This is a genomic window from Thauera sp. DNT-1 (assembly GCF_055393985.1).
Genome location: NZ_AP043752.1, coordinates 2,451,430 through 2,465,971 on the forward strand (window position 1 = coordinate 2,451,430; position 14,542 = coordinate 2,465,971).

At 72.8% G+C, this 14,542-nt stretch carries 14 protein-coding genes; 9 read left to right on the top strand and 5 right to left on the bottom strand.

Translation table 11 applies throughout. From position 1 onward, the window contains the following. The first annotated feature begins 2 nt into the window (after positions 1 to 2). The 6 genes from ACZ5PP_RS11325 to ACZ5PP_RS11350 are packed head-to-tail and all read left to right on the top strand — an operon-like array spanning position 3 to position 4,757. A complete protein-coding gene (locus ACZ5PP_RS11325) occupies positions 3 to 356 on the top strand; it encodes an urease subunit beta (protein WP_004324671.1) in 354 nt (117 codons plus the stop codon). Further along, entirely contained in the window at positions 356 to 2,107 is a 1,752-nt protein-coding gene (gene ureC, locus ACZ5PP_RS11330) for an urease subunit alpha (protein ID WP_012586237.1), read from the top strand. Before ACZ5PP_RS11325 ends, ureC begins: the two co-directional genes overlap by 1 nt. A gap of 37 nt (positions 2,108 to 2,144) precedes the next feature. Next, positions 2,145 to 2,693 carry an urease accessory protein UreE gene (gene ureE, locus ACZ5PP_RS11335; protein WP_004324675.1) on the top strand — a complete coding sequence of 183 codons (549 nt, stop codon included), beginning with the start codon at positions 2,145 to 2,147 and terminating at the stop codon, positions 2,691 to 2,693. Further along, positions 2,690 to 3,463 (top strand): urease accessory protein UreF, encoded by a 774-nt coding sequence (locus ACZ5PP_RS11340; RefSeq protein WP_157277058.1) that lies wholly within the window; start codon positions 2,690 to 2,692, stop codon positions 3,461 to 3,463. Before ureE ends, ACZ5PP_RS11340 begins: the two co-directional genes overlap by 4 nt. Then, positions 3,460 to 4,137 (top strand): urease accessory protein UreG, encoded by a 678-nt coding sequence (ureG, locus tag ACZ5PP_RS11345; protein WP_004324680.1) that lies wholly within the window; start codon positions 3,460 to 3,462, stop codon positions 4,135 to 4,137. Before ACZ5PP_RS11340 ends, ureG begins: the two co-directional genes overlap by 4 nt. A gap of 38 nt (positions 4,138 to 4,175) precedes the next feature. Further along, on the top strand, positions 4,176 to 4,757 hold the full coding sequence (locus ACZ5PP_RS11350; RefSeq protein WP_004324682.1) for a HupE/UreJ family protein: 582 nt from the start codon (positions 4,176 to 4,178) through the stop codon (positions 4,755 to 4,757). 30 nt (positions 4,758 to 4,787) lie between these two features. Here the strand turns inward: ACZ5PP_RS11350 and ACZ5PP_RS11355 are convergent, their stop codons facing one another. Continuing rightward, positions 4,788 to 5,678 (bottom strand): LysR family transcriptional regulator, encoded by an 891-nt coding sequence (locus ACZ5PP_RS11355; protein ID WP_464826041.1) that lies wholly within the window; start codon positions 5,676 to 5,678, stop codon positions 4,788 to 4,790. 114 nt (positions 5,679 to 5,792) lie between these two features. Between ACZ5PP_RS11355 and ACZ5PP_RS11360 the strand changes: the two genes are divergently transcribed. Then, positions 5,793 to 6,395 carry a cysteine hydrolase family protein gene (locus ACZ5PP_RS11360; RefSeq protein WP_273424608.1) on the top strand — a complete coding sequence of 201 codons (603 nt, stop codon included), beginning with the start codon at positions 5,793 to 5,795 and terminating at the stop codon, positions 6,393 to 6,395. A 604-nt stretch (positions 6,396 to 6,999) separates the two neighbouring features. Here the strand turns inward: ACZ5PP_RS11360 and amaB are convergent. From amaB to ACZ5PP_RS11380, 4 genes are all read right to left on the bottom strand, one after another. Continuing rightward, positions 7,000 to 8,505, bottom strand: coding sequence for an L-piperidine-6-carboxylate dehydrogenase (gene amaB / locus ACZ5PP_RS11365; protein WP_043744755.1), 1,506 nt, complete (start codon positions 8,503 to 8,505; stop codon positions 7,000 to 7,002). 19 nt (positions 8,506 to 8,524) lie between these two features. Beyond that, complete coding sequence (locus tag ACZ5PP_RS11370) at positions 8,525 to 9,664, bottom strand: saccharopine dehydrogenase family protein (RefSeq protein ID WP_043744753.1); 1,140 nt, start codon at positions 9,662 to 9,664, stop codon at positions 8,525 to 8,527. A gap of 97 nt (positions 9,665 to 9,761) precedes the next feature. Then, complete coding sequence (locus tag ACZ5PP_RS11375; RefSeq protein ID WP_043744751.1) at positions 9,762 to 11,126, bottom strand: ABC1 kinase family protein; 1,365 nt, start codon at positions 11,124 to 11,126, stop codon at positions 9,762 to 9,764. Between the two features lie 53 nt (positions 11,127 to 11,179). After that, positions 11,180 to 11,641, bottom strand: coding sequence for a DUF3429 domain-containing protein (locus ACZ5PP_RS11380; protein ID WP_043744745.1), 462 nt, complete (start codon positions 11,639 to 11,641; stop codon positions 11,180 to 11,182). Positions 11,642 to 11,880: 239 nt separating this feature from the next. Between ACZ5PP_RS11380 and ACZ5PP_RS11385 the strand changes: the two genes are divergently transcribed. Both ACZ5PP_RS11385 and ACZ5PP_RS11390 read left to right on the top strand, forming a co-directional pair. After that, entirely contained in the window at positions 11,881 to 12,873 is a 993-nt protein-coding gene (locus ACZ5PP_RS11385; RefSeq protein ID WP_043744742.1) for an NAD(P)/FAD-dependent oxidoreductase, read from the top strand. A gap of 87 nt (positions 12,874 to 12,960) precedes the next feature. After that, positions 12,961 to 14,541, top strand: coding sequence for a cryptochrome/deoxyribodipyrimidine photo-lyase family protein (locus ACZ5PP_RS11390; protein WP_043744740.1), 1,581 nt, complete (start codon positions 12,961 to 12,963; stop codon positions 14,539 to 14,541). Position 14,542 lies beyond the last annotated feature (1 nt).

Sequence of the window (14,542 nt, forward strand, 5' to 3'; positions counted from 1 at the left end):
CGATGATCCCCGGAGAACTCTTCGTCGCCGACGGCGACATCGAACTCGCCGCCGGCCGTGCCACGCGCACGCTGGTGGTGAGCAACACCGGCGACCGCCCGATCCAGGTCGGCTCGCACTACCACTTCGCCGAGACCAACAGCGCGCTCGACTTCGACCGCGCGGCGGCGCGCGGCTTCCGCCTGAACATCGCCGCCGGCACGGCGGTGCGCTTCGAGCCCGGGCAGTGGCGCACCGTCGAGCTGGTGGCGCTCGATGGCGAGCGCGAGGTGTACGGCTTCAACGGCCTCGTCATGGGACGGCTGGACGAGCCCGCGACCGCGCCCGCCGCGCACCGGACGCAAGGGAGCCTGTGATGGCGACGATCTCGCGCCGCGCGTACGCGGAGATGTTCGGCCCCACGGTGGGCGACCGGCTTCGCCTGGCCGACACCGAGCTGGTGATCGAGGTGGAGAAGGACTTCACCATCTACGGCGAGGAGGTGAAGTTCGGCGGCGGCAAGGTGATCCGCGACGGCATGGGCCAGGGCCAGGGCGTGGCCGCCGACGTGGCGGACACCATCGTCACCAACGCGCTGGTCATCGACGCGGTGGCGGGCATCGTGAAGGCCGACGTGGGTCTCAAGGACGGCCGCATCTGGAGGATCGGCAAGGGCGGCAACCCCGACATCCAGCCCGGGGTGACGATCCCGATCGGCGCCGGCACCGAGGTGATCGCCGGCGAGGGCATGATCCTCACCGCGGGCGGCATCGACAGCCACATCCACTGGATCTGCCCGCAGCAGATCGAGGAGGCGCTGAGCTCGGGCGTCACCACCATGCTGGGCGGCGGCACCGGGCCGGCGACCGGCACCTTCGCGACCACGTGCACGCCGGGCCCCTGGCACATCCACCGCATGCTGGAGGCGGCCGAGGCCTTCCCGATGAACCTCGGCTTCTTCGGCAAGGGCAACGCCAGCCTGCCGGCGCCGCTGAAGGAGCAGGTGCAGGCCGGCGTGATCGGGCTGAAGCTGCACGAGGACTGGGGCACGACGCCGGCGGCGATCGACAACTGCCTGACGGTGGCCGAGCAGATGGACATCCAGGTCGCCATCCACACCGACACGCTCAACGAGTCGGGCTTCGTCGAGACCACGCTGGCGGCGTTCAAGGATCGCACCATCCACACCTTCCACACCGAGGGCGCGGGCGGCGGCCACGCGCCGGACATCATCCGCGCGATCAGCCGCCCCAACGTGCTGCCGTCCTCGACCAACCCGACGCGGCCCTACACGGTCAACACCATCGACGAGCACCTCGACATGCTGATGGTGTGCCACCACCTCGATCCGAGCATCGCCGAGGACGTGGCCTTCGCCGAATCGCGCATCCGCCGCGAGACCATCGCCGCCGAGGACATCCTGCACGACACCGGCGCGTTCTCGATGATGTCGTCCGACTCGCAGGCCATGGGCCGGGTGGGCGAGGTGGTGATCCGCACCTGGCAGACCGCGCACAAGATGAAGCTGCAGCGCGGCTGGCTGGCGCCGCGGCGCAGCGCGGCGGCGGCGGTGCCGGACGCGGTGGCCGTGGTCGAGGGCAGCACCGCAAACGACAACTTCCGCGTCAAGCGCTACATCGCCAAGTACACGATCAACCCTGCGCTGACCCACGGCATCGCCCACGAGGTGGGCTCGATCGAGCCGGGCAAGCTCGCCGACCTGGTGCTGTGGCGCCCGGCCTTCTTCGGCGTCAAGCCGAGCCTGGTGATCAAGGGCGGCATGATCGCCGCGGCCGCGATGGGCGACCCCAACGCCTCGATCCCGACCCCGCAGCCGGTACATTGGCGGCCGATGTTCGGCAGCTTCGGACGCGCGCTGAAATGCGCGGTGACCTTCGTGTCGCAGGCCGCGCTGCACAACGCCGCGGTGGCCGCGCTCGGGCTGCAGAAGCCGCTGGTGGCGGTGAAGGGCTGCCGCACGCTGACGAAGGCCGACATGGTGCTCAACGACGCCACGCCGCAGATCGAGGTCGATCCCGAGACCTATGTCGTGCGCGCCGACGGCGAGCACCTCGCCTGCGAACCCGCCACCGAGCTGCCGCTGGCGCAACGCTATTTCCTGTTCTGAGCGCAGCGCACCGGAACCGCACTGGAGACCTTCCGCCATGCCGATGACCGCAGAAACCCTGGCCGACTTCGTGATGCCCGCTCCCGCCACCGACGTGCTGCTGATCGAGCAGTTCCACGAGGGCGACGAGCCGGCGAGCGAGGTGCTCGAGCTCGACTTCGGCGCCCGCACCAAGAGCCGCCTGCGCACCCGGCTCGCCTCCGGCGCCGAGGTGGGCCTCTTCCTGCCGCGCGGCACCATCCTGCGCGGCGGACAGAAGCTGCGCGCACGCGACGGCCGCATTGTCGAGGTGCGCGCCGCCGCCGAGGACCTGCTCGAGGCGCGCTGCGCCTCGGCGGTGGCGCTGGCGCGCGCCGCCTTCCACCTCGGCAACCGCCACGTCGCGGTCGAGGTCGGGCACGACGAGGCCGGCGACTGGCTGCGCCTCCAGGCCGATCACGTGCTCGAAGGCATGCTGGTGGGGCTGGGCGCACTGGTGAGCGCGCTGCGCGCGCCCTTCGAGCCCGAGGCCGGCGCCTATGCGCCCGGCCACCAGCACCCGGGCGACGGCAGCGGCGCGCGCATCCACCTCATGAGCGGGCAATGAGCGCCGCCACCCATCGCCCGATGCCGGCGCCGGCAAGGCCATGCGCAGCCGCTGTCATCGAATGCAACGCCGCGGGAGCGGGTCGCGGCCTGTTGCCGCTGGTGCGCCTGCTGCAGCTCGCCAGCCCGGCACTGCCCGTCGGCGCCTACACCTACTCGCAAGGCCTGGAGTGGGCGGTGGAGAGCGGCCTCGTGCGCAGCGAGGCGGAGGCCGCGGCGTGGATCGGCGAGCTGCTGGAATGGAGCCTGGCACGCTTCGAGGTGCCGCTGCTCGGTTGCCAGCTCGCGGCGTGGTCGCGAAACGAAGACGCCGAGCTTGCGCGGCTCAATGACGACTTTCTCGCCAGCCGCGAGACTGCCGAGCTGCGCGCCGAGACGGTGCAGATGGGCTGGTCGCTGGTGAGGCTGCTGGCCGAGCTGGATGCGTTTGCGTCGATTCCCGGCTGGCGCGCACGCCTGCTGGCGATCGAGGCCCCCGCCTTTCCCACCGCGTGGTCGGCCGCCGCCGCGGCCTGGCAGGTAGCGCCCGGCGAGGCGCTCGTCGCCTACCTGTGGGCCTGGCTGGAGAACCAGGTGATGGCCGCGGTGAAGGCCGTGCCGCTCGGCCAGAGTGCCGGGCAGCGCCTGCTCGCCACGCTCGGCGCCCGCATCCCGGCGCTGGCGGCGGCGGCGCTCGTGCTGCCCGAGACGGCCTGGAGCAACTACACCCCCGGCCTGGCGATCGCCAGCAGCCGGCACGAGACCCAATACACGAGGCTGTTCCGATCATGACCCCGATTTCTGCCCTCCACGCCGCGCATGCCCCCACGACCGCCCGTGCACACGCCGGACCGCAGCGCGGCCCCCTGCGCGTCGGCATCGGCGGCCCGGTCGGTTCGGGCAAGACCGCGCTGACCCTGGCGCTGTGCCTGGCCCTGCGCGACAAGTACGACATCGCCGTGGTCACCAACGACATCTACACCGCCGAGGACGCCCAGTTCCTCGTGCGCAACGAGGCGCTCGCGCCCGAGCGCATCATCGGCGTGGAGACCGGCGGCTGCCCGCACACCGCGATCCGCGAGGACGCCTCGATCAACCTCGAGGCGGTCGAGCGTCTGAACGCGCGCTTCCCCGGGCTGGACATCGTCTTCGTCGAATCCGGCGGCGACAACCTCGCCGCCACCTTCTCGCCCGAGCTCTCCGACCTGACGATCTACGTGATCGACGTCTCCGCCGGCGACAAGATCCCGCGCAAGGGCGGGCCGGGCATCACCCGCAGCGACCTGCTGGTGATCAACAAGATCGACCTCGCGCCGCTGGTAGGTGCCTCGCTCGAGGTGATGGACCGCGACGCGCGCAGGATGCGGGGAGATCGCCCCTTCCTGTTCTCGAACCAGAAGACCGGACAGGGCCTGCGTGAGATCATCGACTTCATCGAGCGCCAGGGCATGCTGGCCGCCGCCTGAACACCGCAAGACCTTCCCGCACTCCTGGAGAATCCACCATGACGATCCGCTTCCGCTCCGTGCTCGCCGCCAGTGCGCTCGCAAGCCTCTCGGGGGCCGCGCTCGCCCACCCCGGGCACGCACCCGCCAGCTTCGCCAGCGGCTTCGCCCATCCGCTCGGCGGGCTCGACCACCTGCTCGCCATGCTGGCGGTGGGCCTCTACGCCGCACGCCAGGCGGGCGCTGCAAGCCTGCTGCTGCCCACCGGCTTCGTGCTGGCGATGCTCGCCGGCGCCGGCCTCGGCGCGCTCGGCCTCGCCCTGCCCGCGGTCGAGGCCGGCATTTCCGCCTCGGTGCTGGTGCTGGGCCTGCTGATCGCGTTCGCCGCCCGCCTGCCGCTGGCGGCGAGCCTGCCCCTGGTCGCCGCCTTCGCGCTCTTCCACGGCCATGCCCACCACGCCGAGATGGGCGACGCCACCCTGCTCGGCTACAGCCTCGGCTTCGCACTCGCGACCGCGGCCCTGCACGCGGCCGGCCTGACGCTCGCACGCGCCTTCCCCGACAGCCGCGGCGGACGCCTTGCGCTGCGCCTGGGCGGCGGGGGAATCGCCGGCGTGGGCGTCGCCCTGCTCGGCGGCTGAAGCCTCCGCGGCAAGACCGCCGCGCCGGTGCTAGGGCGGCGCGCTCCGGGGAGACGGCACCCTGCCGGCGAAACCCGCCGCCGCCTCGTCGAAGCGCTCCACCAGCCAGTCCGCGGTCGCGGCGACGCGCGCGAGCGGACGGGCGTCGGGGTGGATCAGCATCCACAGCTCGCGGTACAGGATCGGCTCCGCGCCGGACAGGCGGACCAGGCCGGGGTCCGCATCGGCGACGAAGCAGGGTAGCAGGCCGTGGCCGATGCCGCCGGCCACCGCGCGCACGAGGCCGCGCAGGCTGTTCGAGCGCAGGCGGATGCGGCCCTCGCCCAACATGGCGTGCAGGCGGCGCATCTCCGGGGTGTGGTCGAGGTCCTCGTTGTAGGCCACCCAGTCGCCGGCGCTCACCGCCAGGTCGCCGCGCGCCGCGCCGTAGAGCGCGAAGCCGATCCCGGCGAGCTTGCGGATGAGGAAGTCGCCGCTCGCCGGACGCGCCAGGCGGATGGCAATGTCGGCCTCGCGGCGCGCGACGTTGAGGTTGTCGTTGCTGGCGACGAGGTCGACGCGCAGCTCCGGATGGCGGGCGTACAGGCCGGGCAGCCGCGGCACCAGCCACTCGCCGATCAGGGCGCTCACCGCGGTGATCCGCACCACGCCGCCGACCGCGCCGGCACCCGCCTCGGCCAGGCGCGTGATGCCGGCCACGTCCTCTTCGATGCGCGCAGCCCGCTCCAGCACGCGGGCGCCCACCGCGGTCGGCCGCCACAAACCCTCGTCGCGCTCGAACAGCGCCGTGCCCAGCCCCTCCTCCAGCGCGCGCAGGCGGCGCGCCACCGTGGTCTGATCGACCGCCAGCCTGCGCGCCGTGGCGGCGAGCGTGCCCTCGCGGCCGAGGGTGACGAGGAAACGCAGATCGTCCCAGTTCATGTGCCGGAATCCATGCAAATCTGCAGCAGTGTAGAGCAGGAATGTGCATTTACGCAGGCCGTCGGCCGCCTGTACGCTGCCACCATCGTTTCTCGACCCCACAAGGAGCCCCCCATGAGCACCGCATCCATCCCCCTTCGTCAGCTTTCCGGTCTGCCCGCTACCCCGGCCCGCCTGTCCGAGTCGGCGCTCGTCATCGTCGACGCCCAGAACACTTACCGCGGCGGCGTGATGCAGCTCGAAGGCGTGGAGCCGGCCCTGGACGAATGCGCCCGCCTGCTGGCGCGCGCGCGCGCGCTGAAGATCCCGGTGGTGCACATCCAGCACGACTCCGGCCCCGGCTCGCCCTTCGACCCGAGCGCCGAATGCGGCGCGATCGCCGACAAGGTGGCGCCGGTGGCCGGCGAGGCGGTGGTGGTCAAGCACTACCCGAACTCCTTCGTCGGCACCGAGCTCGACGCGCACCTGAAGGCCGCGGGGGTCAAGAACCTGGTCGTGGTCGGCTTCATGACCCACATGTGCATCAACTCCACCGCGCGCGGCGCCTTCAACCTCGGCTACGCGGTCGCCGTGCCCGCCGCGGCCACGGCCACCCGCGCCCTGCCCGCGCCCGACGGCAGCGTGCTCGCGGCCGCCGCCCTGCAGGTCGCCGCGCTCACCGCGCTCGCGGACCTGTTCGCGGTCGTGGTGGCCGACGGCGCGGCCATCCCGGACTGAGCGCATAGGCGGGGAACACCCGAGAGACCACCCATCGCCATACGGGAGCGACGCGCGTCGCGACCACGGCGCCCCAAATCCGCGCCGCCGTACCGGCACCGCCCGATCGCGACTTGCGTCGCTCCCACGCCCGCCCCCGAGCCCCGGCGGGAAGCCGTGCCGCCCTCCTGTAGGAGCGACGCAAGTCGCGATCACGGTGCCCCAATCCGCGCCCCCCCGTCCCGGCACGGCCCGATCGCGACTTGCGTCGCTCCCACGCCCGCCCCCGAGCCCCGGCGGGAAACCGTGCCGCCCTCCTGTAGGAGCGACGCAAGTCGCGATCACGGCGCCCCAAATCCGTGCCGCCGTCCGGCACCGCCCGATCGCGACTTGCGTCGCTCCCACACCCGCCCCCGAGCCCCGGCGGGATACCGTGCCGCCCTCCTGTAGGAGCGACGCAAGTCGCGATCACGGCGCCCCAAGTCCGCGCCGCCGTAACGGCACGGCCCGATCGCGATTTGCGTCGCGCCCACACCCGCCCCCGAGCCCCGGCGGGAAACCGTGCCGCCCTCCTGTAGGAGCGACGCAAGTCGCGATCACCGCTTCTTCCACGCGCGGCCGGACGTCAGCCGGCCGGCTCGAAACGCACCCCCTGCGCCAGCGGCAGCGCGTCGGAGTAGTTGATCGTCGCGGTCATCCTGCGCATGTAGGCGCGCCAGGCATCGGCACCCGCCTCGCGCCCGCCGCCGCTGTCCTTCTCGCCGCCGAAGGCGCCGCCGATCTCGGCGCCACTGGTGCCCGCATTGACGTTGGCGATGCCGCAGTCGCTGCCGGTGGTGGAGAGGAAGCGCTCGGCCTCGCGCAGGTCGGTGGTGAAGATCGCCGACGACAGGCCCTGCGGCACCGCGTTCTGGCGCGCGATCGCATCCTCCAGCTCCGCGTACTCGAAGCAGTTCAGCAGCGGCGCGAAGACCTCCTCCATGCTGTTCGTCACGGAGGGCGGATGCTCGACCAGGGCCGGACGCACGTACCAGGCCGCGGGGAAACGCTCGGCGAGCACGCGCTCGCCACCATCGATGCGCGCCCCCGCCGCGCGCGCCGCGGCGAGCGCTGCCTGCATGCGGGTGAAGGCCTCGCCCCCGATCAGCGGCCCGACCAGGGTGTCGGCCGCACGCGGATCGCCCACCACCAAGCCGGCAAACACCGCGCGCAGGCGTTCGAGCAGTTGCTCGCGCACGGCCGCGTGCACGAACAGCCGGCGGGTGCTGGTGCAGCGCTGGCCGGCGGTGCCGACCGCGCCGAACACGATGGCGCGCAGCGCGAGCTCGAGGTCGGCGCTCGGCGCCACGATCACCGCGTTGTTGCCGCCGAGCTCGAGCAGGCTGCGCCCGAGCCGCTGCGCCACCCGCGGCGCCAGCGCCCGCCCCATCGCGCAGCTGCCGGTGGCCGAGAGCAGCGCCACGCGGCGGTCGTCGGCGAGCTGCACGGCGCGCTCGGCGCCGCCCACGATCACCGCCGACAGCCCGCGCGGCACCTCCTCCATGCCCGCCGCCGCCTGTTCGAGCAGGCGCTGGCAGGCGAGCGCGCACAGCGGGGTGCGCTCGGAGGGCTTCCACAGCAGGGAGTCGCCGCACACCAGCGCGATCGCCGCGTTCCACGCCCACACCGCGACCGGGAAGTTGAAGGCGGTGACGATCGCCACCGGGCCGAGCGGGTGCCAGCTCTCGCGCAAGGCATGGCCGGGGCGCTCGGAGGCGATGGTCAGGCCGTGCAGCTGGCGCGACAGGCCGACCGCGAAGTCGCAGATGTCGATCATCTCCTGCACCTCGCCTTCGCCCTCGCTGCGGATCTTGCCGCACTCGAGGGTGACCAGTTCGGCGAGCAGGGCCTTGTGCTCGCGCAGCGCCTGCGCCAAGCGGCGCACCAGCTCGCCACGGCGCGGCGCCGGCACGCGGCGCCAGGCCTCGAAGGCCGCCACGCTGCGCGCGATCGCGGCATCGGTGGTGGCGCCATCCTGCGGCGCGAGGCGCGCGAGCAGGCTGCCGTCGATCGGGCTATGCACCGCCAGCGCACCTTCGCGCAGGCGGGGGGCGTCGAGGCCGAGGGGAAGGAAGCGGGCGTTGCTCAACATGCTGGGGTCCTCCTCGGAGTCACATGCCGGAGGCCGGCCCGGCGAGGACGCCGCTGGCGGCGCAGCGCACCTCCTCGCTGTCGGTCAGGAAGTGGCGGCCGAAGCGGTTGGTGACGAAGTCGCAGAAATCCACGTCCTCCTGGCGCACGAAGCCCGCCTGCGGCAGGCGGCCGGCGGCGAGCAGGTCGAGCACCGCGCACAGCGCGCTCGCGGTGGTGAGCTGGATCGCGCTGCGCAGGCGGCCGTTGACCTCGGCCGCATAGAGCTTGCGCGCGAAGGTCTCCTGCATCAGCAGGCCCTCGCGCCGGCCACTGACGGTGACGAAGACCAGCACCACGTCCTGCATGGTCACCGGGATCGCCGACTCCAGGATGTCCTTGAGCAGCGCGCGCCGCTCGCCCAGGCGCAGATCGTGCAGCAGCAGCTTCATCACGTCGCGGTGGCCGCGGTAGCGCACGGTGCGGTAGTTGAGGTTGCGCACCCGGCCCTCGAGCGTGTCGCACAGCGTACCCAGCCCGCCCGAGGTGTTGAAGGCCTCGTAGTCGTCGCCGTCGAGCGAGAAGTGCTCGAGCTCCTCGAGCGCCGGCATCTCGCGGCGCACCCCGTCGACGATCGCCTCGCAGGGGTTGAGGTACTCGTTGATGAGGCCGTCGGTGCTCCAGGTCAGGTTGTACTTGAGGCCGTTGGAGGGGTACTTGGGCAGTGCACCGACGCGCATGCGCACGTCGCGCAGCTCGTCGAAGCGCGCGGCGAGGTCGTGGGCGACGATGGAGATGAAGCCCGGCGCCAGCCCGCATTGCGGGATCAGCGCACTGTGCGCGCCGTTCGCCAGCTCGCGCACCCGGCGCGTGCTGGCGACGTCCTCGGTGAGGTTGAGGTAATGCACCCGCTGCGCCACCGCGGCCGCGGCGATGCGCATGCCGATGTCGAAGGGCCCGGCGTCGATCACCGCCCAGCGCCCTTCCAGCTCCGCGGCGAGCGCATCGGCATCGGCGACGTCCAGCGCGCAGGCCTGCACGCGCGCGAGCTCTGCCCCCACGCGCTCGACCGCGGCGGGGTCGCGATCCGCGACCGTCACCGCATAGTCTCCGCTCCCGGCGAGCAGATCGGCGATCACCGTGCCGATCTTGCCCGCGCCGACGATCAGGATGTCCCTCATGACGCCCTCCCCGCGCGGATTGGCTGGTTTCAGGCCTTGAGACCCTGCGCACGGGGAAATGGTTGCGCGGCGCGGGCCGCGGGGCGCCGGCGCCTCGTCAGCCCAGCCAAGGCGCCGCCAGCGCCGCCACGTCCACGCGCGCGCGCAGCCGCGCCGCGAGCAGGTACAGGCCGCCGAGCTTGCGGTGCAGGAAGAGCGCATCGGCGGGCGGGGTGTGCCAGAAGTCGCGCTCCATGCTCAGCTTCAGCCCGGCATCGCGCAGGCGCAGCGGCAGGTCGCTGGTACCGAAATCGTAGGCGCCGGGGTGGCGCACCGGCTCGCAAGCGATCTCGAAGAGGTCGATCACCGCATCGCGCTGATGGGCATGGATATTGTCCTGGAAGTAGCCGATCGCCTGCGCCGCCTCGCCCATCGTGACGCGGTCGCCACGCACCGAGCCCGCCATCAGGCGGCGGTAGGCCTCGACCACCGGCTCGGCGTAGGGCCGGGTGGCGCCGAAGTCGAGCAGGACCACACGGCCGCTGGCGGCGTCGAAGCGGTAGTTGGCGAAGTTGGGGTCGGTCTGGATGAGGCGGAACTCGAACAGCTCGCGGAACAGCAGGCCGATCAAGAGGCTCGCCACGCGGTCGCGCAGCGCCTGGTCGGCCGCCTGCGGGTCGGCGAGCGTCTCCACCGCCACGCCCTCCACCCAGCTCATCGCCAGGATGTCGCTGCGGGTGAGCGCATCGACCGCGCGCGGCAGCACGAAGTGTTCCGCATCGCCGAGCAGGCCGCCGAAGCGGTGCAGGCTCTCGGCCTCGCGACGGTAGTCGGCCTCCTCGTGGAGCTGGCGCTTGGCCTCGGCGAGCAGCGGCGCGAGATCGAGCGCCTTGGGCAGCAGCCCGGAGACGCGCAGCAGGGTGGCGACGTTGTCCACGTCGCTGTCGATGCTGCGCCGCACGCCGGGATATTGCAGCTTGATCGCCAGCTCCTCGCCATCGCGGGTGCGCGCGCGATGCACCTGGCCGATCGAGGCCGCCGCGCACGGGGTGAAGGAAAAGCGCTCGAAGCCCTGCTCCCAGCCCTTGCCCCAGTGCGTCTCCAGCACCTCGACCACCTGGCTCATCGGCATCGTGCGCGCGTCCTCGCGCAGGCGGGCGAGGATGTCGGCGAGTTCGGGCGGCAGCAGGCTGCCGGCGTCCATCGACATCAGCTGGCCGACCTTCATCGCCGCACCGCGCAGCTGCGCGAGCTGTTCGGCGACGCGGCGGGCGTTGGCCGGGGTGAGCACCAGCTCGCTCACCTTGGGTCGTTTGCCGGCGGCGAGCTGGCGCGCACCCTCGGCGAGCATGCCGCCCGCCACCCCGGTGGCGAGACTGCCCAGGCGGGCAAGACGGGACAGGCGGCCGCCCGGTACCACGACGCTGCGCGCGGCATCCGCGACGGGAATGCTCGGGTCGATGGCGCTGGCGGCGGTGTTCATGGCGTGCTCCTCGGTGGAGATTCGGGCCGGGCTCGGGTGGGCAAGTGCAGACTTCAGTACGGCCATTGCACGAAGGCGCCGCTGATCAGCGCGATGCAGGCGACGGTGGTGAGGCGCAGGCGCAGCGGCAGATACCACTCGGGCAGACCGGCCACGCGCGCCAGACGGCGGTCCTGCACGTAGTGCAAGACGAAGCCGAGCACCAGCAGAACCGCGGCGTCCGACGGCACCAGCAGCAGCGCCGGCCAGGCAATCTGCGAGGGCACCACGCTCCACAGCAGGCTGCGCACGCGAGTACGTTCGTCCAACCCGGGCAGCGCCATCGCGAAGCCCCAGTGCAGCGCGCACACGAAACTGAGGATCACGGCGCCGTAGGCGAACAGCGCGTCGCTCCAGGTGATGCCATGATGGGCGTCGAGCAGGCTGGCGGGGGCGAGCACCACGAAGGGGATCAGGCCGGCGTAGCCGAGCCGGTTGGCGGTGCGGCGGACGGAGTCGGGAAGCAGGACGTTCATGGTCGCGGCTCGCGGGGGAGGAGGAAGGGCAGGCTTGGGGGCGGAGGGACAGAGCGGAGTCCGGGGTGGGCGTCGTGGCCGGCCCTGCGCCGCCAACGGAGGCTCGGATTCGGCTTGCGCGACTTGGCCATGCACGCCCCGCGCTTGAGTTCATCTTATGAAGCCAATCCTATTTTGTCCAGGACAAAAAGAGTATATTCAAGGTCGTGTCCAACTCCCCCCTTCCTCCCGGATCGCCCATGAACGCCAATCCACACGTTGCAATCATCGGCGCCGGGATTGCCGGCCTGGCCTGCGCGCGCAGCCTCGCCGACTCCGGAGTCCGCGTCACTGTCCTCGACAAGAGTCGCGGCCCGGGCGGGCGCACCAGCACCCGCCGCGGCGAGGGCTGGGCCTGCGACCACGGCGCGCAATACTTCACCGCGCGCCACCCGGACTTCATCGAGGAACTCGCGGCCTGGCAGGCGGCGGGGGTGGCGGCGCCGTGGCCGGCGCGCCTCACCGTCTTCGACAGCGACGGCCGCCGCGGCGTGCACGGCGAGGAGGCGCGCTTCGTCGGCACGCCGCGCATGACCGCGCCCGCCCGCCACCTGGCGCGAGGCCTGGACCTGCGCGTGCAGCTGACGGTGAGTGCGCTGCAGCGCTACCCGCACGGCTGGGAGATCGCCACCGCCGAGCGCGGGATGCTGCCCGAGGCCTTCGACGGCGTGCTGCTCGCGGTGCCCTCGCCGCAGGCGGTGCCGCTGCTGCTGCCCTTGTCGCCGGCGCTCGCCGCGACGGCGCAGGCGGCGCGGATGCAGGCCTGCTGGGCGCTGATGGCGCGCTTCGATGCCCCCCTGGCGGTGGATTTCGACGCCGCCTTCGTCAATCGCGGGCCGCTGCGCTGGGTCGCGCGCGACCGCTCCAAGCCGGGGCGGGACGGGCTGGAGACCTGGTCGCTGCACGCGAGCGCGGAGTGGAGCGAGGCGCACATCGAGGATGCGCCCGAGCGCGTCGCCGTGGCGCTGGTCGGCGCCTTCGAGGAACTCGGCGGGCGCATGCCGCTGGGATGGGCGGCGCACCGCTGGCGCTACGCGATCACCGAATCCGCGCTCGACGGCGGCTGCGCCTGGGATGCCGCGCAGGCCTTGGGCCTGTGCGGCGACTGGGCCAACGGCGGCCGCGTGGAGGGCGCCTGGCTGAGCGGGCGCGCGCTCGCGCGCCGGGTGCTCGACGGCCTCGCGGCGGGCTGAGCGTGCGCGCATGAATGCGCTGCCGGGGTCGAGCATGACCGCGCCCGCGACGCGTCCCGCTCGCGCACGCACGCGCAGGAGCACGCCGTGAGCTACGGCCTGGTCTGGTTCAAGCGCGACCTGCGCCTCGCCGATCACGCCGCCTTGGCCACGGCCGCGCGGCGCGGGCCGGTGCTGTGCGTGCTGATCGTCGAGCCGTCGCTGTGGGCGCAGCCCGACGCCGCGCGCCAGCACTACGAGTTCATGCTCGAAAGCGCACGCGAGCTGCACGCCGGGCTGGCCCGCGTCGGCGGTCGCCTGCACCTGCTGGTGGGCGAGGCCGTCGCGGTGCTCGATCGCCTGCACGCCGCAGCGCCCTTCGACACCCTGCATTCGCACGAGGAGACCGGCAACGCCGCGAGCTACGCGCGCGACCGCGCAGTGGCGCGCTGGTGCCGGGCGCGCGGCGTGCGCTGGCACGAGCCGGCGCAGTTCGGCGTGGTGCGCCGGCTCGACGACCGCGACCGCTGGCAGGCAGCGTGGGAGGCGCAGGTCGCCGCGCCGCAGGTCGAGCTGCCCGAGCCCTCGCGGCTGCGCTTCGTTGCGTTACCCGCTGCCCTGCAGCCGGGCGCCGGCGCGACCTGGCCGGATCGCGGCGCGATCGCCGCCGTGCGTGCGCCGACGGCCGTGGCCCTCGGGCTCGACGCCTTCGAGCCGCCCCGGCGCCAGCGTGGCGGGCGGCACGCGGCGCTGGAGGTGCTGCACGACTTCCTCGACGCGCGCAGCGGGCAATACCGCGGCGGCATCTCCTCGCCGCTGAAGGCACCCACCGCGTGCTCGCGGCTGTCGCCCTACCTGGCCTGGGGCTGCCTGAGCCTGCGCGAACTGGTGCAGGCCACCCGCGCGCGCGTCGCCGCGCTGCCCGAGGGCGACCGCCGCCGCGCCGGCCTGGCGGCCTTCCTCAGCCGCCTGTACTGGCACTGCCACTTCATCCAGAAGCTGGAGAGCGAGCCGACGCTGGAGTTTCGCAACCTGCACCGCGGCTACGACGGCCTGCGCGAGCCGGAATGGAACCGGGCGCATTTCGACGCGCTGGTGGGCGGGCGCACCGGCTGGCCACTGGTCGACGCCTGCGTGGCGATGCTGCGCGCGACCGGCTGGCTCAACTTCCGCATGCGCGCGATGCTGGTGTCGGTGGCGGCCTACCCGCTCTGGCTGCACTGGCGCGAGGTCGGCCTGTGGCTGGCGCGCGCCTTCCTCGACTACGAGCCCGGCATCCACTGGAGCCAGCTGCAGATGCAGTCCGGCACCACCGGCATCAACACCACCCGGGTGTACAACCCGATCAAGCAGGCGCGCGACCACGACCCGCAGGGCGTGTTCGTGCGGCGCTGGCTGCCGGCACTGCGGCGGGTGCCGGACACCTGGCTGTTCGAGCCCTGGCGCATGCCGGAGTCGGTACAGGCGCGCTGCGGCGCGCGCGTCGGCGAGGACATCGCGTTGCCGGTGGTCGATCTGGAGACCGCCACGCGCGCCGCCAAGACGCGCATCCACGCACTGCGCGCCCAGCCCGAGGTGCGCGCGGCGAAGGCGGCCATCGTCGAGCGCCACGGCTCGCGCAAGCCGCCGCAGGGGCGGCGCAAGACGGCGGCGGGGTCGGCGTCGGGACAGCTGGACCTGGGGTTTTGAG